The sequence below is a fragment of the Ferrovibrio sp. GW821-FHT12B10 genome, from assembly GCF_058807515.1.
Map to the genome: position 1 here is coordinate 840,766 of NZ_JBXAQT010000001.1, position 22,717 is coordinate 863,482.

The 22,717-nt window shown below is 62.6% G+C and carries 19 protein-coding genes; 10 read left to right on the forward strand and 9 right to left on the reverse strand.

From position 1 onward, the window contains the following. Positions 1 to 26: 26 nt before the first annotated feature. The 3 genes from AC1RRT_RS04300 to AC1RRT_RS04310 all read right to left on the reverse strand — a co-directional run bounded on the left by AC1RRT_RS04300 (position 27) and on the right by AC1RRT_RS04310 (position 2,245). Positions 27 to 800, reverse strand: coding sequence for a TIGR02186 family protein (locus tag AC1RRT_RS04300; protein ID WP_493012482.1), 774 nt, complete (start codon positions 798 to 800; stop codon positions 27 to 29). Then, on the reverse strand, positions 797 to 1,720 hold the full coding sequence (locus tag AC1RRT_RS04305; protein ID WP_493012484.1) for a sulfite exporter TauE/SafE family protein: 924 nt from the start codon (positions 1,718 to 1,720) through the stop codon (positions 797 to 799). Before AC1RRT_RS04305 ends, AC1RRT_RS04300 begins: the two co-directional genes overlap by 4 nt. 153 nt (positions 1,721 to 1,873) lie before the next feature. Further along, a complete protein-coding gene (locus tag AC1RRT_RS04310; RefSeq protein WP_493012485.1) occupies positions 1,874 to 2,245 on the reverse strand; it encodes an Mpo1-like protein in 372 nt (123 codons plus the stop codon). 164 nt (positions 2,246 to 2,409) lie between these two features. Between AC1RRT_RS04310 and AC1RRT_RS04315 the strand changes: the two genes are divergently transcribed. From AC1RRT_RS04315 to AC1RRT_RS04345, 7 genes are all read left to right on the forward strand, one after another. Beyond that, positions 2,410 to 2,862 carry a MerR family transcriptional regulator gene (locus tag AC1RRT_RS04315; RefSeq protein WP_493012487.1) on the forward strand — a complete coding sequence of 151 codons (453 nt, stop codon included), beginning with the start codon at positions 2,410 to 2,412 and terminating at the stop codon, positions 2,860 to 2,862. 96 nt (positions 2,863 to 2,958) lie between these two features. Next, positions 2,959 to 4,095, forward strand: a complete 1,137-nt coding sequence (locus AC1RRT_RS04320; RefSeq protein WP_493015131.1) for a thiolase family protein — start codon at positions 2,959 to 2,961, stop codon at positions 4,093 to 4,095. A 25-nt stretch (positions 4,096 to 4,120) separates the two neighbouring features. Then, positions 4,121 to 6,439, forward strand: a complete 2,319-nt coding sequence (locus AC1RRT_RS04325) for a 3-hydroxyacyl-CoA dehydrogenase/enoyl-CoA hydratase family protein (protein WP_493012488.1) — start codon at positions 4,121 to 4,123, stop codon at positions 6,437 to 6,439. Between the two features lie 38 nt (positions 6,440 to 6,477). Continuing rightward, positions 6,478 to 8,271 (forward strand): acyl-CoA dehydrogenase C-terminal domain-containing protein, encoded by a 1,794-nt coding sequence (locus tag AC1RRT_RS04330; RefSeq protein ID WP_493012490.1) that lies wholly within the window; start codon positions 6,478 to 6,480, stop codon positions 8,269 to 8,271. A gap of 67 nt (positions 8,272 to 8,338) precedes the next feature. Continuing rightward, positions 8,339 to 9,487, forward strand: coding sequence for an acyl-CoA dehydrogenase family protein (locus AC1RRT_RS04335; RefSeq protein ID WP_493012492.1), 1,149 nt, complete (start codon positions 8,339 to 8,341; stop codon positions 9,485 to 9,487). Between the two features lie 66 nt (positions 9,488 to 9,553). Beyond that, a complete protein-coding gene (locus AC1RRT_RS04340; RefSeq protein ID WP_493012494.1) occupies positions 9,554 to 10,762 on the forward strand; it encodes an acetyl-CoA C-acetyltransferase in 1,209 nt (402 codons plus the stop codon). Between the two features lie 29 nt (positions 10,763 to 10,791). After that, positions 10,792 to 12,921 carry a 3-hydroxyacyl-CoA dehydrogenase NAD-binding domain-containing protein gene (locus AC1RRT_RS04345; protein WP_493012496.1) on the forward strand — a complete coding sequence of 710 codons (2,130 nt, stop codon included), beginning with the start codon at positions 10,792 to 10,794 and terminating at the stop codon, positions 12,919 to 12,921. 68 nt (positions 12,922 to 12,989) lie between these two features. Here the strand turns inward: AC1RRT_RS04345 and AC1RRT_RS04350 are convergent, their stop codons facing one another. The 4 genes from AC1RRT_RS04350 to AC1RRT_RS04365 all read right to left on the reverse strand — a co-directional run bounded on the left by AC1RRT_RS04350 (position 12,990) and on the right by AC1RRT_RS04365 (position 18,141). Continuing rightward, positions 12,990 to 14,663: an L-lactate permease gene (locus tag AC1RRT_RS04350; protein ID WP_493012498.1), complete on the reverse strand. Its 1,674-nt coding sequence runs from the start codon at positions 14,661 to 14,663 to the stop codon at positions 12,990 to 12,992. 198 nt (positions 14,664 to 14,861) lie between these two features. Next, positions 14,862 to 16,292, reverse strand: a complete 1,431-nt coding sequence (locus tag AC1RRT_RS04355) for a TRAP transporter large permease (protein ID WP_493012500.1) — start codon at positions 16,290 to 16,292, stop codon at positions 14,862 to 14,864. Further along, positions 16,289 to 16,882 (reverse strand): TRAP transporter small permease subunit, encoded by a 594-nt coding sequence (locus tag AC1RRT_RS04360; protein WP_493012502.1) that lies wholly within the window; start codon positions 16,880 to 16,882, stop codon positions 16,289 to 16,291. Before AC1RRT_RS04360 ends, AC1RRT_RS04355 begins: the two co-directional genes overlap by 4 nt. 116 nt (positions 16,883 to 16,998) lie before the next feature. After that, positions 16,999 to 18,141, reverse strand: coding sequence for a TRAP transporter substrate-binding protein (locus tag AC1RRT_RS04365; RefSeq protein WP_493012504.1), 1,143 nt, complete (start codon positions 18,139 to 18,141; stop codon positions 16,999 to 17,001). Positions 18,142 to 18,529: 388 nt separating this feature from the next. On the opposite strand from AC1RRT_RS04365, the gene AC1RRT_RS04370 reads away from it, so the two are divergent. Then, entirely contained in the window at positions 18,530 to 19,315 is a 786-nt protein-coding gene (locus AC1RRT_RS04370; protein ID WP_493012506.1) for a class II aldolase/adducin family protein, read from the forward strand. A gap of 3 nt (positions 19,316 to 19,318) precedes the next feature. Here the strand turns inward: AC1RRT_RS04370 and AC1RRT_RS04375 are convergent, their stop codons facing one another. After that, positions 19,319 to 20,464, reverse strand: a complete 1,146-nt coding sequence (locus AC1RRT_RS04375; protein WP_493012508.1) for an aminotransferase class V-fold PLP-dependent enzyme — start codon at positions 20,462 to 20,464, stop codon at positions 19,319 to 19,321. Between the two features lie 64 nt (positions 20,465 to 20,528). Between AC1RRT_RS04375 and kynA the strand changes: the two genes are divergently transcribed. Continuing rightward, complete coding sequence (kynA, locus tag AC1RRT_RS04380) at positions 20,529 to 21,347, forward strand: tryptophan 2,3-dioxygenase (protein ID WP_493012510.1); 819 nt, start codon at positions 20,529 to 20,531, stop codon at positions 21,345 to 21,347. Between the two features lie 10 nt (positions 21,348 to 21,357). Next, positions 21,358 to 21,759 carry a VOC family protein gene (locus AC1RRT_RS04385; RefSeq protein WP_493012511.1) on the forward strand — a complete coding sequence of 134 codons (402 nt, stop codon included), beginning with the start codon at positions 21,358 to 21,360 and terminating at the stop codon, positions 21,757 to 21,759. 8 nt (positions 21,760 to 21,767) lie between these two features. Here the strand turns inward: AC1RRT_RS04385 and AC1RRT_RS04390 are convergent, their stop codons facing one another. After that, a complete protein-coding gene (locus tag AC1RRT_RS04390; RefSeq protein ID WP_493012513.1) occupies positions 21,768 to 22,706 on the reverse strand; it encodes an AEC family transporter in 939 nt (312 codons plus the stop codon). Between the last annotated feature and the right edge of the window lie 11 nt (positions 22,707 to 22,717).

The following is a 22,717-nucleotide window of genomic DNA, read 5'->3' on the forward strand; positions in this document are numbered from 1 at the left end:
CAAGCCGGAGAGAGAAAAACTTCGCGTCAGCCGCGACGGAACGCGATGGCAGCCATCCAGCCGAAGAAGACAGCCATCAGTACGGCCACCAGACCGTAGACCGCAGGTTCCGTGCGCGAGAATTCATAGACCTCCTGCTCAACGCCCTGTTTGTCGATGAACAGCGGCGTCGATTGGGCGGCGATGATGCGCTCGCCACGCACCAGATAGACTTCGGTCTGATAGGTGCCGACCGGCACGGTGGAGGGGAAGCTGATTTCGGTGCGGAACAGCTTCGGCCCCAGAAAATCGATGGCGCCGATATTCTCGCGATAGAGCCCATCGCGGATTTTCAGACGCACAATGGATTTCTCGTAATCGCCGATATTGTCGAAGCGGCGCAGCCCCAGATAGCGGAAGCGCAGATTCTCGGTGCCGATCTGCAAGCGCTGCAGCAGGCTGGCAGGCGCGATCTCACGCAACGGCCGACTGCTGGCCACCGCGTAATAGGACGGCACGTTGTCGAAGCTTTCCGAGCGCCGCGTCAACCACAGGCCCAGTGTGGGTCGCTTGCGCCGAACCACCGAGGTCGCTGTCGGTCCGCGCACCACCACAACAACGTCGCCCGGCTCATCGATGGCGCCGAACAGCAGCAGTTCGGTGCCGGTGAAGCTGGAGGTGATCGCGATCAGATGCGAGGAAAGATCGGTGATCAGCGGTGAATCGGCCGGCGCCGGGCCGCGCGGCGCATTCGGCGTCGCCTGGGCGAAGACCTCGCCCGTACCGGCCAGAAGGATGAGCAGCAGCAGGAGCCTTCTCATCTTGGCCCCGCCTCGAGGAAGAACTGGTCATCGGGTGGCAGGATCAGTTCGATGGCGAGCGCGATCGCCACCGCCAGCACCAACGCAGCCAGCAGGCCGCGAATCTGTTCGCCGCGCAGCTTGGCGCCATGGCGCACGCCGTATTGAGCGCCGATCACCGAGCCAAGCAGCAGCAGCAGCGCCAAGGTCACATCCACGGTCTGCGTCGTGATGGCATGCAGGATGGTGACATTCGCGGTGACGAAGATGATCTGGAACAGCGAGGTGCCAACCACGATGGCGGTCGGCATGCCGAGCAGGTAGATCATTGCCGGCACCAGCAGGAAGCCGGCGCCGACGCCCATGATGGCGGCGAGAATGCCGACCAGGAAACCGAGCGCCAGCGGCATCAGCGCACTGATGTAGAGCTGCGACTTGCGGAAACGCATCTTGAAGGGCAGCGCGCGGATCAGGTCGTGATCGTTCAGCCGCTTGCGGCGCACCACCGGCGTGCTGCTCGGCTTGGCCCGCAGCGCGCGCACGCTTTCGGTCATCATCATGCCGCCGATGGTGCCGAGGATGATCACATAGGAGAGCGCGATCACCGCATCGAGCTGGCCGATGCGCTTGAGCACGGTGAAGAGATAGGCGCCGAAGCTGGAACCGATCAGGCCGCCAACCAGCAGCACCGCGCCCATCTTGAAATCGACATTATCCTTGCGCCAATGCGCATAGACGGCCGAGACGCTGGCCGCCACCACCTGGTTGGCCGAGGTGGCCACCGCCACCGGCGGCGGCACGCCGATGAAGATCAACATGGGGGTGAGCAGAAAACCGCCGCCCACGCCGAACAGGCCCGACAGATACCCCACCGCTCCGCCGAGCCCGAGCAGCAGCCATATGCTGACCGAAAGCTCGGCGATGGGGAGGTATATCTGCATAATTGTGGCCGGACCCTACGACTACGCGGCTTGCGGCTTCACCTGCTTATGAAGCCTGATTCATTATAAAGCCCAATTTTCTTATAAAGCTCTGGGGCCAAACTGCCACGCCATATCATGGTGTTCGTGTGATTTTCCCGAACAAATGATCCCTCAGCCGGCCGCCCCGGCGCCACTGTTATGCCCCATGCCGGCCGGCACGCCGGCCTGCTCGAGCTCGCGGCCGATCCGGCCCGAGAGGAAGGCGAAATACATGCGGAAGTCCGAAATGAAGGACCAGAGCGGGTATTTGAAACTGGCCGGCTTGTTCTTCTCGACGAAGAAATGCCCGATCCAGGCGGGGCCGTAGCCGATCAGCAGCGCGCCCACCAGCCAATACCACTGCCCGGTGACGACCAGGGCGGCCAGGCTGCTGAGCGCCAGGGTGGTGCCAAAGTAGTGCCAGGCACGCGTCAGCGGCTTGGCATGCTCGCGCAGGTAAAAGGGCCAGAACTCGGCATATGAAGATATCCGATTGTCGGACATTGTGATTTCCTCCATACTCTGTTGTTGACGGCTTATGTCGTTTTTACTGGAATTCCGCGAATTAATCCAACATTTGTCCACAAATGAGATTCGAGTTGACGTTGACGTAAGCGGAAACTAAGACTCAGCTCGACTCAAATTTGAGCCTTTAGGGAGGGCCTGCCGTGTCGGATATAACCTACACGATCACCGATCTGGCGCACGAATTCAAAGTCACCGCGCGCGCGATTCGATTCTACGAGGACAAAGGTCTGCTGCATCCATCCCGCCAGGGCATGATGCGGGTCTACACCAAGCGTGACCGCGCCCGCCTGCTGCTGATCCTGCGCGGCAAGCGTCTGGGCTTCAGCCTGGCCGAGATCCGCGAGATGATCGACCTCTACGACCTGGGCGATGGCCGTATCGAGCAACTGACGCTCACGCTCAAGCGCTCGCGCGACCGCCTTGCCGCCCTGGAGACCCAGCGGCACGACATCGAAGAGGCCATCACCCAGCTCAAGCAGGATGTCCGCATTCTGGACGATTTCCTGAAGCAGAGCCGTGACCGGCCCAGCGCCGTGTCATTCAAGGATTTCGTGCGCAGCCGCACCGAAGAGTTCGCTGCCGTCGCCGAATAAGCAAGCCTGGCGCCGCAACAGTCTGCGGCGCCGCTTCCCATCCGTTTCCTCGCTACCCAAATAAAAGACCGTCCGCACTCAAGGAGATTCGTCATGATGCGCAATGTGGTGATCGCCGGCTATGCCCGTTCGCCGTTCACGCTCGCCCGCAAGGGTGCGCTGGCCAAGGTCCGTCCCGACGATCTCACCGCGCAGGTGATCAAGGCCCTGATCGAGCGCACCGGCGTTGACCCCAAGGCCATCGAAGACGTCATCGTCGGCTGCGCCTTCCCCGAGGGCGAGCAGGGCCTGAACGTCGCCCGCCTGATCAGCTTCCTCGCCGGCATCCCGCAGGATGCGGCCGGCACCACGGTCAACCGCTTCTGCGGCTCGTCGATGCAGAGCATCCACCAGGCCGCCGGCGCCATCCAGATGAAGGCCGGCGAAGCTTTCATCTGCGCTGGCGTCGAGAGCATGACCCGCGTGCCGATGGGCGGTTTCAACACCATGCCCAACCCCACCCTCCTGAAGGAATACCCGCAGGCCTATGTCTCCATGGGCATCACCGCGGAAAACCTGGCCAAGAAGTACGGCATCGACCGCAAGGCGCAGGAGCAGATGGCCGTTGAAAGCCATGCCAAGGCACTCGCGGCACAGAAAGCCGGCAAGCTGAAGGACGAGATCGTCGCGATCGTCGACGGCAACAACCGCGTCGAGCTCGATGGCTGCATCCGCCCGGACACCACGGCTGAAGGCCTCGCCGGCCTGAACCCGGCCTTTGACGAAAAGGGCACCGTCACCGCCGGCACCTCGTCGCCGCTGACCGATGGCGCCTCGGCCACGCTGGTCTGTTCGGAAGATTTCGCCAAGGCCCATGGCCTCAAGGTGCTGGCCCGCATCAAGTCCGTCGCCGTCGCCGGCTGCGCGCCTGAGATGATGGGCATCGGTCCGGTGCCCGCCACCAAGAAGGCGCTGGAGCGCGCCGGCCTGAAGCTGGGCGATATCGACATCATCGAGCTGAACGAAGCCTTTGGCGCCCAGGCGCTGGCCTGCGTCGCCGAAGCTAAATACGACATGAAGAAGGTCAACCTCGATGGCGGCGCCATCGCGCTCGGCCATCCGATGGGCGCCACCGGCGCACGTATCACCGGCAAGGCTGCGTCTCTGCTGAAGCGTGAAGGCAAGCAGTTCGCGCTGGCCACCCAGTGCATCGGCGGCGGTCAGGGCATCGCCACCGTTCTGGAAGCCGTCTAACGCCACCGCGACTGGAGTTCGAAGTATGACCGAGATCAAGAAAGTCGCGGTGATTGGGGCGGGCGTCATGGGCTCCGGCATCGCCGCCCATGTCGCCAATGCCGGCATCCCTGTCATCCTGCTGGACATCGTGCCGCAGGGCGCCAACGACCGCAGCGCGCTGGCCAAGGGCGCCATCGACAAGATGCTGAAGACCAAACCTGCGCCCTTCATGCATCCGCGCGTGGCCAAGCTAGTCACGCCAGGCAACCTGGAAGACGACCTCGACAAGCTCGCCGACGTGGACTGGATCTGCGAGGCGATCATCGAGAATGTCGAGCTGAAGCGGAAGCTCTATGCCCAGCTTGAGCAGAAGCGCAAGAAGGGCTCGATCGTCACCTCGAACACCTCGACGATCCCGCTCGACCTGCTGACCGAAGGCCTGCCGGAAAGCTTCGCGGCCGACTTCGCTGTTACGCACTTCTTCAATCCGCCGCGCTACATGCGCCTGTTCGAACTGGTGAAGGGCCCCAAGACCAAGCCCGCCGTGATCGACGCGCTGCGCCAGTTCGGCGACGTCAAGCTCGGCAAGGAAGTGGTCGATTGCAAGGACCGCCCGGGTTTCATCGCCAACCGCATCGGCATCTACTGGTCGACGGTCGCCACCGCACTGGCCTATGACCTCGACCTGACCGTCGAGGAAGCCGACAGCATCGTCGGCCGTCCGATGGGCGTGCCCAAGACCGGCATCTTCGGCCTGGCCGACCTGACCGGCATCGACCTTGGCCCGCATGTGGTCGGCTCGATGCTGAGGACCCTGCCCAAGACCGATCCGCTGCTGCAGTTCTACAAGGCCGATCACCCGCTGAACGCGCTGATGCAGAAGATGATCAAGGACGGCTATACCGGCCGCAAAGGCAAGGGCGGTTTCTACCGCGCCCGTGGCAAGGAAGCGCTGGACCTCAAGACCGGCGAATTCCGCGCCACCATCCGCGCGAATCTCGAATCCGCCAAGGTCGCCAAGAAGGGTCTGCGCGCCCTGGTCGAGCATCCCGACAAGGGCGGCCAGTATGCCTGGGGCGTACTCAGCCGCGTGCTGAGCTATGCCGCCGACCTGGTGCCGGAGATCGTCGACGACATCGCAGCGGTCGATACCGCGATGAAGACCGGCTACGCCTGGAAATACGGCCCCTACCAGCAGATCGACCAGCTCGGCACCCAGTGGTTCGCCGACAAGCTGAAGGCATCGGGCATGCCCGTGCCGAAGATGGTGGAGATCGCCGCTGGCCGCCCCTTCTACAAGGAAGAAGGCGACAAGGCGTATCGCCTGACGCCGAAGGGCGACTACGCCGAGATCGTGGTCGCGCCCGACGCCTGGACGCTGGCCGACAAGAAGCGCGGCAAGCAGCCGATCCTGTCCAACCGTGGCGCCAGCATCTGGGATGTCGGCGACGGCGTCGCTTGCCTGGAATTCCACACCAAGATGAATGCGGTGGATGCCGACATCATCGCCATGGTCAAGGAAGCCGGCAAGATCGACAAGAAGGGCTTCAAGGCGCTGATCATCGGCTCTGACTCCGACAACTTCTCGGTCGGCGCCAATGTCGGCATTGCCCTGTTCCAGGCCAACATCGCCATGTGGCCCGCCATCGAGCAGGGCATCAGCGAGGGCCAGGACGCCTATATGAAGCTGAAATATGCCCCCTTCCCGGTCGTGTCGGCGGTCGCCGGCATGGCGCTGGGCGGCGGCTGCGAGATCACGCTGCATTCCTCTGCCATCCAGGCCCATGCCGAAAGCTACATGGGCCTCGTGGAAGTCGGCGTCGGCGTCATCCCCGGCTGGGGCGGCTGCAAGGAGTTGATCACCCGCGCCATCACCAACAAGCGGCGCCCCGGCGGCCCGATGCCGGCGCTGGCCCAGGTGTTCGAGGCGATCTCGACCGCCAAGGTCGCGACCTCGGCCATGGAAGCGCGCGACATGCTGATCCTGCGCGAGAGCGACAGCATCACCATGAACCGCCGCCGCCTGTTGGCCGATGCCAAGGCCAAGGCGCTGGAGCTGAGCAAGGACTACAAGCCGCCGGTGCCGGTGGAAATCAGCCTGCCCGGCCCCACGGCCAAGGCGGCGATGAGCCTGGCTGTCGAAGGCTTCGCCCAGCAGGGAAAGGCCACCAAGCATGATGTCGTCGTCTCCGGTGCCCTGGCCAATGTGGTCTCGGGCGGCAAGACCGACATCACCGAGGTGGTGACTGAGAAGAAGCTGCTGGAGCTGGAACGCGAGAACTTCATGGCGCTGATCAAGACCAACGCCACGCTGGATCGCATTGAACACATGCTCACCAAGGGCAAGCCGCTGCGTAACTGAGCAGCCCATTCTGAGCAGAGAGTTGAGGGAGACAGGCCATGCCGAGCTATACCGCCCCCGTAAAGGACTTCCAGTTCGTGCTGCACGATGTGCTGCAGATGGAAAAGATGAGCAACCTGCTGGGCTTCACCGATGCCAGCCGCGACGTGATCGACGCCGTGCTGGAAGAAGGCGGCAAGTTCATGAGCGAGGTCACCGCGCCGCTGAACCGCGTCGGCGACCTGGAAGGTTGCAAGTGGGACAATGGCGTAGTCACCACGCCGACCGGCTTCAAGGAAGCCTACCAGCAGTATTGCGAAGCCGGCTGGGGCGCGCTGACCGCTGAAGAGAAATACGGCGGCCAGGGCCTGCCCCATGTGCTGGGCATCGCCATGGCGGAAATCCAGTCCTCGGCGAACATGGCCTTTGCCATGTATCCCGGCCTGACCCATGGCGCCTATGAGGCGCTGCTGCGTCACGGCTCGGAAGAGCAGAAGGACAAGTATCTGCCGAACATGGCGTCGGGCAAATGGACCGGCACCATGAACCTGACCGAGCCGCATTGCGGCACCGATCTGGGCCTGATGCGCACCAAGGCCGAACCCCAGAAGGACGGCAGCTACCTGATCACCGGCACCAAGATTTTCATCTCGGCCGGCGAACATGACATGGCCGAGAACATCATCCATCTGGTGCTGGCCAAGATTCCGGGCGGCCCGGAAGGCATCAAGGGCGTCAGCCTCTTCGTGGTGCCGAAATTCCTGGTGAACGATGACGGCTCGCTCGGCGCCCGCAACGGCGTCTCCTGCGGCTCGATCGAGCACAAGATGGGCATCCATGGCAATTCCACCTGCGTGCTGAATTACGACAACGCCAAGGGTTGGCTGGTCGGCCAGATGCACAAGGGCATGCAGGCGATGTTCGTGATGATGAACGCCGCCCGCCTCGGTGTCGGCGTACAGGGCCTCTCCCAGGCCGAAGTCGCCTACCAGAACGCGCTGACCTATGCCAATGACCGCCTTCAGGGTCGTGCCATCACTGGCACGAAGAACCCGGAAAAGCCGGCCGATCCGATCATCGTGCATCCCGACATCCGGCGCATGCTGCTGACCATCAAGGCCTTCACCGAGGGCAGCCGCGCACTGGCGCTGTGGACCGGCATCGAGCTGGACATTTCTGCCAAGCATCCGGATGCCGACCGCCGCCAGGAGGCCGACGATCTGGTCGCCTTCCTGACGCCGATGGTGAAAGCCTACATGACCGATTACGGCTACCAGTGCGCCACCATGGCCCAGCAGGTCTATGGCGGCCACGGCTATATCGCCGAATGGGGCATGGAGCAGTTCGTGCGCGATGCCCGCATCGCCATGATCTATGAAGGCGCCAACGGCATCCAGGCGCTCGACCTGGTTGGCCGCAAGCTGCCCACCGGCATCGGCCGCCTCGCCCGCCGCTTCTTCCATCCGGTCTCGAGCTTCGTCGAAGAGAACATGATGGACTCTGGCATCGGCAAGGACTTCGTCATGCCGCTGGCCAAGGCCTTCGCCCGCCTGCAGACCGCCACCGCGCTGGTCTCTGAGCGTGGCCTGAAGAACCCGGACGAAGCCGGCGCCGCCTCGTGGGATTACCTGAATCTCTTTGCGCTGGTCGCGCTGGGCTACATGTGGGCCCGCATGGCCAAGGTGGCCAAGCAGAAGCTGGCCGATGGCGAGGGCGACAAGGAATTCTACGAGACCAAGCTGATCACCGCCCGCTTCTTCATGGAGCGCATGCTGCCCGATACGGCGGCGCAGCTGGCCAAGATCCAGGCCGGCTCGGAAAGCACCATGATGCTGAAGGCCGCCAATTTCTGACCATGCAAGCCGCGTAATACGTGGCCCCAGTGCAAGAATCTGGGTCTAGCCGGAGGAAACGACAAGAATGACCGAATACGGCATCCCGCGTTCCATCTACACGGAAGATCATCAGATGTTCCGTGAGGCGGCGCGCAAGTTCTTCGAGCGCGAAGTCGTCCCCAACCACCCCAAGTGGGAAGAGGACGGTGTGGTGCCGAAGGAGATCTGGCGCAAGGCCGGCGAGAACGGTTTCCTCTGCCCGACCATGCCGGAGGAATATGGCGGCTCCGGCGTCGATCGCCTCTATTCGGCCATCCTGATGGAAGAGCAGGCCTATACCGGCTGCACCGGCCCGGGCTTCTCGCTGCATTCCGACATTGTCGCCCCCTATATCCTCGCCTATGGCTCGGAAGAGCAGAAGAAAAAGTGGCTGCCCAAGATGGCCACCGGCGAAGTGATCGGCGCCATCGCCATGACCGAACCCAGCGGCGGCTCGGATCTGCAGGCCGTGAAGACCACGGCGCTGAAAGACGGCAATGAATACGTCATCAACGGCCAGAAGACCTTCATCACCAACGGCCAGAATGCCGATCTGGTGATCGTGGTGACCAAGACCGATCCCAAGCAGGGCGCCAAGGGCACCACGCTGTTCCTGGTCGAGGCCGGTCGCGAGGGATTCACCAAGGGCCGCAACCTGGAAAAGCTGGGCATGAAGGCCCAGGACACCTCGGAGCTGTTCTTCTCCGACGTGCGCGTGCCGCCAGAGAACATGCTGGGCGGTGAAGGCCAGGGCTTCTTCTACCTGATGCAGGAACTGGCCTGGGAACGGCTGCAGATCGCCATCATGGCGGTGGCCGGCTGCGAGGGTGCGCTGAAATGGACCATCGACTACACCCGTGAGCGCAAGGCTTTCGGCAAGAGCGTGCTGGACTTCCAGAACACCAAGTTCGAGCTGGCCGAGATGAAGACCGAGACGCAGATCGCCCGCGTTTTTGTCGACAAATGCATCGAGTTGGTGGCCCAGCACAAGCTGGACCCGGCCACGGCGGCGATGGCGAAATACTGGTGCAGCGACCTGCAGTGCAAGATCCTGGATCGCTGCCTGCAGCTGTTCGGCGGCTACGGCTTCATGTGGGAATACCCGATCACCCGCGCCTATGCCGATGCCCGCGTGCAGCGCATCTATGGCGGCACCAACGAAATCATGAAGGAACTGATCAGTCGTACGCTTTGAGCAAGTATGGCGCTTTGAATCGATATCCGGGAATCCGGCGGAACAAACAAGCCTAGGGAGAGAACCATGACCGAAGCCTTCATCTACGACGCCGTGCGCACGCCGCGCGGCAAGGGCCGCGCCAGCGGCGCCCTGCATGAAGTCACCCCGATGCGCCTGGCCACCACGGCGCTGGAAGCCGTGCGCGACCGCAACGAGCTCGACACCTCGCTCGTGGATGACGTGGTTCTCGGCTGCGTCATGCCGGTGGGTGAACAGGGCTCGGATATCGCCCGCGTCGCCGTGATCCAGTCCGGCTATGCCGAGACGACCGCCGGCGTGCAGATCAATCGTTTCTGCGCCTCGGGCCTGGAAGCCTGCAACATGGCGGCCGCGCAGGTGATGTCGGGCCAGTCGCAGATGGCGATCGGCGGCGGCGTGGAAAGCATGAGCCGCGTGCCGATGGGCTCCGACGGCGGCGCCTGGGCCACCGATCCGGCCGTGGCGATCTCGACCTATTTTGTGCCGCAGGGCATCTCGGCCGACTTGATCGCCACCAAATACGGCTTCAGCCGCGACGATGTCGATTCTTACGCGGTCGAGAGCCAGAAGCGCGCCAAGCGCTCCTGGGACGAGGGCCGCTTCAAGAAGTCGATCATCCCGGTCAAGGACATCAACGGCCTGACCATTTTGGACCGCGACGAGCATCTGCGCCCCGACACCACCATGCAGACGCTGGCCTCGCTCGATCCGTCCTTCACGGTGATGGGCGAGCAGTTCGGCTTCGATTCCGTCGCCACCCAGCGCTATCCCGAAGTCGAGCGCATCGAGCATGTCCATCATGCCGGCAACAGCTCGGGCATCGTGGACGGCGCGGCCGCCGTGCTGATCGGTAACAAGGACGCCGGCAAGGCATCAGGCCTGAAGCCACGCGCCCGCATCCGCAGCTTCGCCTCCATCGGTTCAGAGCCGACCATCATGCTGACCGGCCCGTCTTTCGCAGCCGAAAAGGCGCTGAAGCTGGCCGGCATGAAGCCGTCTGATATCGACCTCTATGAGCTGAACGAGGCCTTTGCCTCGGTCGTCCTGCGCTTCATGCAGGCGCTCAACATCCCGCATGACAAGATCAACGTGAATGGCGGCGCCATCGCGCTGGGCCATCCGCTGGGTGCGACCGGCGCGATGATCCTGGGCACCATGGTCGACGAGTTGGAGCGCAGCGGCAAAAGCACGGCGCTTATCACGCTCTGCGTCGGCGCCGGCATGGGTACTGCCACCATTATCGAGCGCGTCTAAAGCGCCGCTGCATTTCGGAGATTGATTCCATGATCGACTATTCCGTTGACGGCGACGGCGTCGCCACCATTACCTGGAACATGGCCGACCGGCCGATGAATGTGATGAACAGGGACAGCATCGGCGCTTTCCGCGATGCCGTTGCCAAGGCCATCGGCGACAAGGCCGTGAAGGGCGTGATCGTCACTTCGGCGAAGCCCGACTTCGTCGCCGGCGGCGACCTAGTCAGCATGCTGGAAGAATCGAAGGATCCGGCCAAGGCGCTGCAGAACAGCTTCGCTTTGCAGAAGCTGTTCCGCGACATCGAAAAGGCCGGCAAGCCCTTCGCGGTGGCCATCAATGGCACAGCTTTAGGCGGCGGCTACGAGATCTGCCTTGCCTGCCATCGCCGCATCGCCGCCGATAACCCCAAGACGCTGATCGGCCTGCCGGAAGCCACCATCGGGCTGCTGCCGGGTGCCGGCGGCACCCAGCGCCTGCCGCGCCTGATCGGCGTGTCCAAGGCGCTGCCGATGATGCTGGAAGGCAAGAAGGTCGACGCCAAGACGGCGCTTGGCATGGGCATGATCGACGAGATTGTCGCACCCGCTGAGCTGCTGGCCCGCGCCAAGGCCTGGATCCTGGCCGAGGGCCAGACCGGCCATGTGAAGCCCTGGGACCAGAAGGGCTTCCGCGTGCCGGAAGCCGCCAACACACCGAAGGGCGCGCAGATCTTCACCGCCGGCAACGCCATGCTGCGGGCCAAGACCATGGGCAACTACCCCAATGCGCAATACATCATGTCCTGCGTCTACGAGGGCATGCTGGTCGATATCGACACCGGCCTGAAGATTGAAAGCCGCTATTTCGTCGCCTGCACCCAGTCGAAGGAAGCGCGAAACATGATCCGCTCGCTGTTCTTCTCGATCGGCGACGCCAACAAGCTGGCCAATCGCCCGAAGAACATCCCGACCCAGGCCTACACCAAGATCGGTATCCTGGGCGCCGGCATGATGGGCGCGGGCATCGCCTATTCCGCCTCCTCGGCCGGTCTGCAGGTCGTGCTGCTCGACAGCACCCAGGACTCGGCCGACAAGGGCAAGGCCTATACCGCCGGGCTTCTTGATAAGCGCGTCAAGGCTAAGAAGGCCAGCGAGGCCGACAAGGAGAAGCAGCTCGGCCTGATCAAGGCCACGACCTCCTATGACGACCTCAAGGGCTGCGACATGGTGATTGAGGCCGTGTTCGAGGATCGCGCCATCAAGGCCGATGTGACCAAGAAGGCCGAGGCGCAGATCGCGCCGACCGCCATCTTTGCCTCCAACACATCGACCCTGCCGATCAGTGGCCTGGCCGAGGCCAGCAGCCGGCCGGCCAACTTCATCGGCCTGCATTTCTTCTCGCCGGTCGACAAGATGCCGCTGGTCGAGATCATCCGCGGCAAGCAGACCTCGGACGAGACGCTGGCGCGCGCCATGGATTTCGTGAAGAAAATCCGCAAGACGCCGATTGTCGTCAATGACAGCCGTGGCTTCTATACCAGCCGCGTCTTCGCCACTTACGTCAGCGAGGGCCTGACCCTGCTGTCCGAGGGCGTGGCACCGGCCCTGATCGAGAATGCCGGCAAGGCCGCCGGCATGCCGGTCGGCCCGCTGGCGCTGGCTGACGAGGTTTCGCTGGAGCTGATGCACCGCGTGCGCACCCAGACCCAGAAGGACCTGGGCGATGCCTACAAGCCCGACGGCTCGGCTCCCGTGCTGTCGCTGATGGTCGAAAAGCTCGGACGCCTGGGCAAGAAAGCGGCCAAGGGCTTCTACGAATATCCCGCCGATGGCAAAAAGAAGCTGTGGACCGAGCTGGGCAAGCATTTCCCGGTCAAGGCCGAACAGCCGGCGCTGTCCGATGTGATCAAGCGTCTGGTCTATATCCAGTCGGTCGAGACCGCCCGCTGCGTGGAAGAGAACGTCATCATCGACGTGCGCGATGCCGATGTCGGTTCGATCATGGGCTGGGGCTTCCCGCCCTTCCGTGGCGGCACCATCAGCAACATCGATACCGTGGGCGTGCAGCCCTTCGTGGCCGAATGCGACCAACTGGCCCAGAAGCACGGCGCGCGCTTCACGCCGCCCAAGCTGCTGCGCGACATGGCGGCAGGAGGCAAATCCTTCTACGCCGCTTGACGCAACGAATACCGCCACAAACGAAAAGGCCCGGGTTTCCCCGGGCCTTTTTTTGGATCAGGCGATCCTCAGTGGATAACCATGGCCGAGAACGGCCAGACATAGGCCTGTAACGTCACCAGCACACCAACCAGGCAGGCTAGCGCGATCGAGTGCCAGAACACATAGCGCAGGATCTCGCTTTCATGGCCGAACCAGTTGGTGGCGGTGGAGGCCACCACAATGGATTGGGCATCGATCATCTTGCCCATCACACCGCCCGATGAATTGGCGGCGCCCATCAGGATCGGCGACAGGCCGAGCTGTTCAGACGTGATCTTCTGCAGGCCGCCGAACAGCACATTGGAGGCCGTATCCGAACCGGTCAGCGCCACGCCCAGCCAGCCGAGCAGGGTGCCGAAGAAGGGATACAGCACGCCGGTTGCTGCAAAAGCCAGACCGAGTGTCGCATCGACGCCCGAGTAGCGCGTCAGCGTGCCCAGCGCCAGCATGGCGGCGATGGTGATCAGCGAGTAACGCACCGCCCAGATGGTCGCGCCATAGGCTTTGACCAGCTGCATCGGCGAGTACTTCATCACCAGACCGGAGATGATCGCGGCGAGGAAGATCGCCGTGCCCGTCATGGTCAGGATGTTGAAGTTGAAGATCGCGCCCTCGGGGATCGGCTTGGCCACCACCGGCGGGACCTTCTGGATCATGTTATGCAGGCCCTCGATGGTGAACTTGGGGAAGAACCAGGGATTCACCGCATCCTTGAAGGTCTGGGTGCCCCAGACGAAGACAAAGACGCAGAGGATGATCCACGGAATCCAGGCCGCCAGCACCTGACCCTGCGAGGGCGAGGCAATGCTGGGCGCCGGCGCACCCACGCCGGGTACGCCAACCGCCGAATTGTCCTCGCGGTTGCGCAGCTTGGGCGAATGCCAGATTTCCGCCGGCTTCCAGACCTTGAGGAAGGCGAAGAGGCAACCCATCGACACCAGGGCGGCGACCACGTCGACCAGCCAGGGGCCGTGGTAGTTCGATACCAGATACTGCGGGATGGCGAAGCTGGCGCCGCAGACCAGGATGGCCGGCCAGATGGCGATCATGCCGCGCCAGCCGGCGAAGGCCCAGATCAGCCAGAACGGCACGATCAGCGAGAAGAACGGCAGCTGACGGCCGACCATGGCGCCAAGCTGGAATACATCCATGCCGGTCACGGCGCCCAGCGTCACGATCGGTGTGCCGAGTGCGCCGAAGGCCACCGGGGCCGTATTGGCGATCAGTGACAGGCCCGAGGCTGCCAGCGGCGAGAAGCCCAGGCCGATCAGGATCGCGCCCGTGACGGCTACCGGCGTGCCGAAACCGCCCGCGCCCTCGAAGAAGGCGCCAAACGAAAAGGCCACCATCAGCAGCTGCAGGCGGCGGTCCGGCGTGATGCCCGCGATGGATTTCTGCAGGATCTCGAAATAGCCGTTATCGCGCGTCAGGCGATAGAGGAAGATGACGTTGAGGATGATCCAGCCGATCGGGAACAGGCCGGTGAGCAGGCCGAGCCAGGAGGCCTTGAGCGCCAGATCCATCGGCATGGTGAAGCCGAAGACGGCGACGACGATTGCGCCGATCAGCGCAATCACGGCGGCCAGATGCGCCTGCATGCGGGCAAAGGCGATCAGACCGAGCAGAATGACAATCGGGATTGCGGCAATGGCGGTAGACAGCACTGCGCTGCCGAGCGGGTTATAGACCTGACTCCACATGGAGGCCCCTCCAATAATCTCTAATTGATGTTGAGCATTTCCTCGCGACCGCTTCGGATCGCCCGCGGATGAGAAACGGCTTTTTGATTCGCGGCAAGGGAAAGCGTTTTTGCGCTGCTTTTCCGCGAAACCGCGTAAACAACGCATAAAAAAAGGCCGGGTTCCCCCGGCCTTTTTATTGAGCAGACTTGGCGCCGATCAGTCTGGCGCTGCCACTTCACCTTCACCCGACGATGGATCGTCGGATGTATCGAACAACGTGGTGTTGCCACCCTCGCTGCCTGGCAATGCATCTCCCACCTCACCGCCACTGCCATACAGCTGATCCGGCAGCCACAGGGCGATCTCGGGGAAGATGTACATCAGCACCATCGAGAACAGCACAATGAAGACGAAGGGATAGATACCCTTGAATATCTCATCGATCGACAGGCTTTTTGGCGCCACGCCCTTGCAATAGAAGGCCGCCATCGCCACAGGCGGGGTTAGGAACGACGTCTGCAGGTTCAGCGCGACCAGGATGCCGAAGAACAGCGGGTCAACGCCGTAATGCTGCAGCAACGGCATGAAGATTGGCACGAAGATCACGATGATCTCGGTCCATTCCAGCGGCCAGCCCAGCAGGAAGATAATAAACTGCGCCAGGATCATGAACTGCGTGCCCGACAGATCGAGGTAGTCGATCAGCGCGCGTACCACTTCATGGCCGTTCAGATAGGCGAAGACCGCCGAGAAGGTGGCCGAGCCGACAAACAGCCAGCAGACCATCGCCGCCGAACGGGCCGTGAGGAACACGGACTCGGTCAGCTTGGCGATACTGAAGCTGTTGTAGCAGATCGCCAGCACCACCGCGCCGGCCGCACCCACCGCCGCAGCTTCCGTCGGTGTCGCCAGGCCAAACAGGATCGCGCCAAGCACGGTGACGATCAGCAAAGCCAGCGGCAGGAAGGAGGTCGCCAGCGCCCAGATCACCTTCTTGAGCGGGACATCCAGGATTTCCTTCGGCGGCTTGGGCGCCAGCGAGGGATTGATGACGGCCCGACCAATCACATAGGCCATGTACAGGCCGGCCAGCATCAGGCCCGGCAGGAAGGCGCCGGCATAGAGTTTGACCACCGAGACGCCGGCCGTGGCGCCATAGAGGATCAGCAACACGCTGGGCGGGATCAGGATGCCCAGGCAACCGCCAGCGCAGACAACACCGGCCGCCAGCTTGGGATCATACCCCGCACGCAGCATCGCCGGCAGAGCCAGCAGGCTCATCAGCGTCACCACTGCGCCAACAATGCCTGTCGCGGTTGCGAACAGCGCACAGGTCAGCAGCGTCGCCACTGCCAGCGAGCCTGGCAGGTTTTTCGCTGCCAGCTCGATACTCAGGAACAATCGGTCGAGAATATTGGCGCGTTCGACGATGTAACCCATGAACAGGAACAGGGGCACCGAGATCAGAACGTCATTGGCCATGACGCTGAAGGTGCGCTGCACGAACAGCTCGAAAATATGGCTGCCCATGGCGTAGTAGCCAAAGCCGACGCCAATGGCCATGAGGGTGAAAGCGATGGGAAACCCGAAGCCGATGGCAAACAGGAACACCACCAGCATCAGAATGCCAACCTGGGGATCAGTCATTTGCCGGTCTCCCCAGACTTACCATCGGTACTGTACTGCTTCTGCAACACCTGCTCCAACTCCTCCACATCGCCCAACCGGGGCGGCCAGTTTCCATGTTTGATGCAATAAACGCAGCGGAGCACTTCAGCCACGCCTTGGGCGATCAGCATGGTGCCGGCGATCGGAATGACGGTCTTGAACGGATAGATGATCGGGCCGGCCGGCGTGAACAGGCTGCGCTCCTTCACCGACCAGGAATAGGCGGCGTAATCCCAGCCCGTGTAGAGCAGCGTGATGATGCCTGGGAAGAAGAACAGGAAGTAAAGGATCAGGTCCGACTTCGCCTGCGTTTGGGGTGACCAGTTGCGATAGATCCAGTCGCCGCGCACATGGCTGTTGCGCGCCAGTGTGTAGGCGCCGGCCATCATGAACAGGGTGCCGTACAGAATGTAGGCCGCATCGAAGGCCCACTCGGTGGGGGCTTGCAGCACATAGCGCGCGAAGACTTCATATGACGTCGCCGCCGTCAGAAGGACGATACACCAGCCAAAGATCTTACCGATCCATGTATTGATCGTGTCGATCCAGAATACCAATCGATTATCCATGCGCTCCCCGTATGCCCTTCCGCCTCTATGTTTATGCGGATTTTATGAGGCTGCTTCTTAAACGAAGGGAACCGCCGGTCACCCGGCGGTTCCCCTGATACTCAATGTATTTGCACTCAGCCCTTGCGATTGAAGAAGTGATTGTAGGCCACTTCCTTGCTCGGGTTGTTCAGCAGTTCGTAACGCACCGTGCGGCGGACCCACTCCAGCTGCGACTTGCTCACCTTGGCGAAGAAGGCTTCTTCGTTCTGCGCCTTGAGCACATTATCCCAGGCCTTGAGCTGCGCATCCTGCACGACGCGCGGCGTGCGGAAGACGCGGACCTTGTCCTTGGTCTGCATCTCGGCCAGATCCTTCGAGTAACGGTCGAGCGCCTTCCACGACATGTCGGAAGATGCGGCTTCGGCCGCATACTTGAGGATCTGCTTCTGCTCGGCAGGCAGGCCATCGTACTTGGTTTTGTTGATCAGGATTTCGAACATCTCGGCTGCCTGATGATAGCTCTGCAGCATGTAGACCTTCGAAACGTCCGGGAAGCCGAGCACACGGTCCGACGACGGGTTGTTGAATTCCGCGCCGTCGAGCAGGCCGCGATCCATCGCCGGAACGATTTCGCCACCGGCCACGATGGTGACGGCCGCACCCATTTCCTTGAACAGATCGGCCGAGAGGCCGACCGTGCGGTACTTCATGTTCTTCAGGTCGTCGGCGGTCTTGATTTCCTTCTTGAACCAGCCTAGCGGCTGCGCCGGCATCGGCCCTGACATGAAGCCGACGAGGTTGAGCTTCAGGATGTCGTGCATCAGCTCGTTATAGAGCTGATAGCCGCCACCGTAGTTCATCCAGGCCATCACGCCATTGGCGTCCCAGCCATATGGCGGCACGGTACCGAACAGCGAGAAGGCCTTGTGCTTGCCGTACCAGTAGGCCGCCACACCATGGCCGGCATCCAGCACGCCGCTGTGCACGGCGTCCTGCATGCCAAAGGCGGGCACTACCGAACCGGCGGCTAGAACGTCGAGCTTCAGGCGGCCGCCCGACAGATCGTTGACACGGGTGGCGAAGTCGGTGGCCATCTCATGGAAGATGTCCTTGGTCGGCCAGGTCGACTGATACTTCAACGTCACCGTCTGGGCACGCGACACGTTCGGCATCGCCACAGTGGCGGCAGCGGCAGCGCCGGCCAGGCCGGCCCCACGCAGGAACTGGCGACGGCCGCTCTTTTTGGACGTAATTGTGCTCTTGGACTGCTCGGTCATCGTTCCCTCCCGTTGGTGTTTTGCGCCGGTAGCCGGCCTATAATTTCGAAACGTAAATTCGAGCGCCGTCATCATTGGACGTATACGCTGAACCCGTCCAGATTTTTTTATGCGCGGGTTACTCCTTGCACTGCACAATTCTTCAGGCGTCGACCGGTTTAAGCCGTCTACGGCTGATTTCTTCGACTAAAGTCGAAGAAATTTGGCCTAACGCCGTCATCAAGGTTATGTGATCGCAACCCGTTCAACCGCTGAAGCGGCGATCTTCCGTAAGGTCGCTCTGGCCGACTCGTGATGCGTCGCAGAGTCTTATGGGATGCAGTGAAATTGACTTCCCCGGACAATCGCCCAGACTGGTGCCAATCATAAAAGACACTGGAGGAAACCGATGACCCCGCCCGCTTCCGCCGCCGTCCTGAAATCCCCGGCCGATATCCGCGCCCAGGTGAGTCCTGAAGAATGGCAGACCCGCGTCGATCTCGCCGCCGCCTATCGCCTAGTCGCGCATTACGGCTGGGACGACCTCATCTTCACGCATATCTCCGCCCGGGTGCCGGGACCGGAGGAGCATTTCCTGATCAACCCTTACGGCTGGATGTTCCACGAGATGACGGCTTCGTCCCTGGTCAAGGTCGACCTGGACGGCAACATCGTCTCGTCGACCGGCCATATCATCAATCCGGCCGGCTTCACCATCCATTCCGCCGTGCATGCAGCCCGCCATGATGTCGGCTGCGTGCTGCATCTGCATACCAGCGACGGCATCGCCGTCTCCGCCATGGCCGAGGGCCTGCTGCCCTTGAGCCAGACCGCGATGATCGCGCTGGCCGGCCTCACCTATCACGAGTTCGAGGGCATCGCGCTTGATCTGGGGGAACGCGAGCGCCTGGTCGCCGATCTGGGCCAGAGCAACATGATGATCCTGCGCAACCACGGCACGTTGACCTGCGGCCGCACCGTGGCCCAGGCCTTCCTCAACATGCATGTGCTGGAACGCGCCTGTCAGGCGCAGATCCGCGCCATGAGCGGCGGCGGTGCCCTGCACAAGCCCAAGACCGATGTGCAGGAGCTGGTGAAGAATCAGGTGCGCGGCATGAAGATCGATGTCAGTGGCCTGGCCTGGGGCGGGCTGCTGCGCATGCTGGATGCGAAGGACACCAGTTACAAGAACTGAGTCCTACAGGTCCCGAAGCCGCGCCAGCAGCGCATCCACATCGGCCTCGGTATGGCAGATGCCAAAGCCGATGCGCAGGCGGCGGCCGCGGAAATCCGTGGTGACGCCGGCGCGGAACAGGCGCTGGCGCACCTCCTCGGCATTATCGAGATCGAAGCTGAGAAAATTGCCATGCGGCAGTTGCACCGGCAACAGCAGGTCTTTCGTCGCCAGCGGGCCTTTCGGCAGGCCGGCGATCAGCCGGTGCTGCAGGCTGCGCGCGTGATCGTGGATCATAGCCACCGTCACGCCCTCGGTCTGCAGCCAGTCCTGCACGGCGCGGAAACGGAACAGGCCTGATGGATCGAAGGTGGCGCCCATGAAGCGCCAGCCATCCGCCGTATAGCCGACGCTGCCGTCACTGTTGCTCAGCGTGCCGAAGGAGGCATACCAGCCGGTATCGCGTGGCCGCGCCGCCCAGCCCGGCGGACAGTGCATGAAGGCCGCGCCCTCGCCCGACATCGCGTATTTGTAGCCGCCCGCCATGTAGAAGGCCCGCCCGGCATAGGGCGACCAGTCGAGCGGCCGCGCCATGAAACCGTGATAGCCATCGACCACCACCATGGCCTCGCCGGCGGATGCCATGATCTGGTCGAACTGGTCGAGCGCGAAGCCGGAATTGAAGAACACCTCGCTGACAAAGACCAAGTCATGGCCGATCAGCGCGGCTTCGGCGAAGCGTTCAGCAAAACTCTCAAAAGGTTCAGTGGCGACGCGCTGCACCCGCACCAGGCCGTCTTCCTCCATGCGCGCGATCTGGCGCCCGAAAGAGTGGAATTCGGAATCGCTGGTCAGGATGCGGATGGCGCGGTTGGCTGGGAAGCAGGATAGCAACCGCACCACCAGCTCATGCGTGTTGGGCGCGAACACGATGCTGCCAGGATCCGGCAGATTGAGCTGGCGCGCGATATGGCCCTGCACCGCCTGCATGACAGGCCCCAGCACGGTTTCCCATTTGCGGTCGATCAGCTGCGCTGCCGTGTCCCAGGCCAGCAGCTGCGCGTCGCGGCTGACATCGGGCCAGGGATGATGGCTGTGCGCGGTGAAATGCAGTCCCGGCTTGTCGCCGAGGAATCGCGAGAAATGCCGTTTCAAATCGAGGGAGGCCATGCCGTTTCCTCTTCCGGGCCGGTCATGATATTTTAGGTTTAAAGAGTTTTCAGGAGCAAGACCCATGACGATGGACGGCATCGAAACCGACTTCTCCGGCCGTATGAGCTATGGCGACTATCTGCATCTCGACACCCTGCTGTCGGCGCAGAAACCGCTCTCCTCTGAGCCGGACGAACTGCTGTTCATCACCATCCATCAGGTGCAGGAATTGTGGATGAAGCTGCTGAACAGCGAGCTCGACAATGCCATGGCGCATATCCGCGCCGATGCGCTGCCGCCCAGCTTCAAATGCCTGGCCCGCGTCTCGCGCATCCAGATGCAGCTGATCCAGGCCTGGGACGTGCTGGCGACCATGACGCCAGCCGATTACCTGCGTTTCCGCCCGGTGCTGGGTTCGTCTTCGGGCTTCCAGTCCTGGCAGTATCGCCAGATCGAATTCAAGCTGGGCGCCAAGAATCCGCTGATGCTCAAGCCCCATGCGCATCGCCCCGACATCCATGGCCCGCTGGAGACCGCCTTCACCGCACCCAGCCTCTATGACGAGGCGTTGCGCCTGCTGGCGCGCCGTGGCCTGCCCGTGCCCAAGGATGTGCTGGAGCGCGATGTGACCAAGCCGCATGTGCCGGACCCACGCGTCGAGGCAGTCTGGGAGACCGTCTATCGCGAATCCGAGACCCATTTCGATCTGTATGAGCTGGCCGAGGAACTGGTCGATGTGGAGGACAGCTTTCAGCAATGGCGCTTCCGCCACATGAAGACGGTGGAGCGCATCATCGGCATGCGCCAGGGCACCGGTGGCAGCGCCGGCGTGGCCTATCTGCGGCAGGCGCTGGAGCGCAGTTTCTTTTCCGAACTATGGTCAGTGCGGACGAAGTTGTAGACTGAATGCCATGACAGACCAGACATCGCCTTTCCGGGCCATCCAGAGCATTGACTATAGCGTCATCATCGTGCGCGACATGGCGGCGATGCGCCGCTTCTACGAAGAGGTCCTTTGTTTCCCGCTGCAGCGCGAGCTTTCAGATAGCTGGATTGAATACCGCGTGGGCAGCAACATCCTGGCGCTGTCGCTGCCGGGCTGGACCAAGGGCGATGCACCCGTGCCCGTTGGCACCGCGGCCTTGCAACTCGCCTTCCGGGTGGCGCCGGGAATCGTCGACCGCTGCGCCGAGGAGCTTACCCGGCAGGGCATCGCCATCCTGTCGCCGCCCACTGACCGCCCCTTCGGGCATCGCACGCTGTTTTTCCGCGATCCGGATGGCAACCTGCTGGAAATCTACGCCGAGATCTGACCCGGCCTTCAATAGGCCGTGAACAGCACCATGAAGGCCGACACCGTCACGGTGGCGATCAGCGTCGTCACCAGGATGGTGGACGATGAGCGCTGCACATAGGTGTTCTGCTGGGTGGCAAGGATATAGACATTCGCCGCGGTCGGCATCGAAGCCTGGATCACCGCCACGGCGGTGAGGAACGGATCGAGTTTCAGCACGAAGGCCGAGAGCATCCAGACCACCAGCGGATGTACCGCCAGCTTGCCGATGGCGGTAAGCGAAATCTGCTCCAGCCCCTCGGCGATCGGCCGTCCCACCAGCGTCAGGCCCAGCGCGAATAGCGCGCAGGGTGCCGAGGCATTGGCCAGCAGGTTGAGCAGCGTCTCGACGGGTGTGGCCAGGCTCAGGCCGGTCAGGCCCCAGAGCAGGCCGGCGAAGGTGGAGATGATCAGCGGATTGCGCGACATGCCGATGGCGACGCGGCGGAAGATCGCGCCGAGTGAGGCATTGCCGCCATTCGAGCCCTCGATCAGCGCCGTGGTCAGCGGGATCAGGAGAATATGGTCGAAGACGATGATCAGCACTGCCGGCAGCACGGCGGCGTCGCCGAACAGCGTCACCAGGATCGGCAACCCCATGAAGCCGACATTGCCAAACGACGCGCCCATGCCCTGCATGGCGCGCTCGCCCCAGGTGACGGAAAACAGCAGGCGGCTGAGGCCCACCGTGAAGGCATAAGCGATCAGGCCGCCGCCGCTATAGGCGGCGACGAATTTCCAGTCGAAAGCCTCGAACACCGGCGCGGCAGCCATCTTGGTGAACAGCATCGCCGGCAGCGCGAACCAGATCACGAAGGCATTGAGGCCGAGATAGGCCTGCGCGGTGATGATACGCGTATAGCCGGCGGCATAGCCGACAAAGATCAAGCCGAAAAAGGGCAGCGAGACATTCAACAGGGTTCCCATTGCCCGGTCCG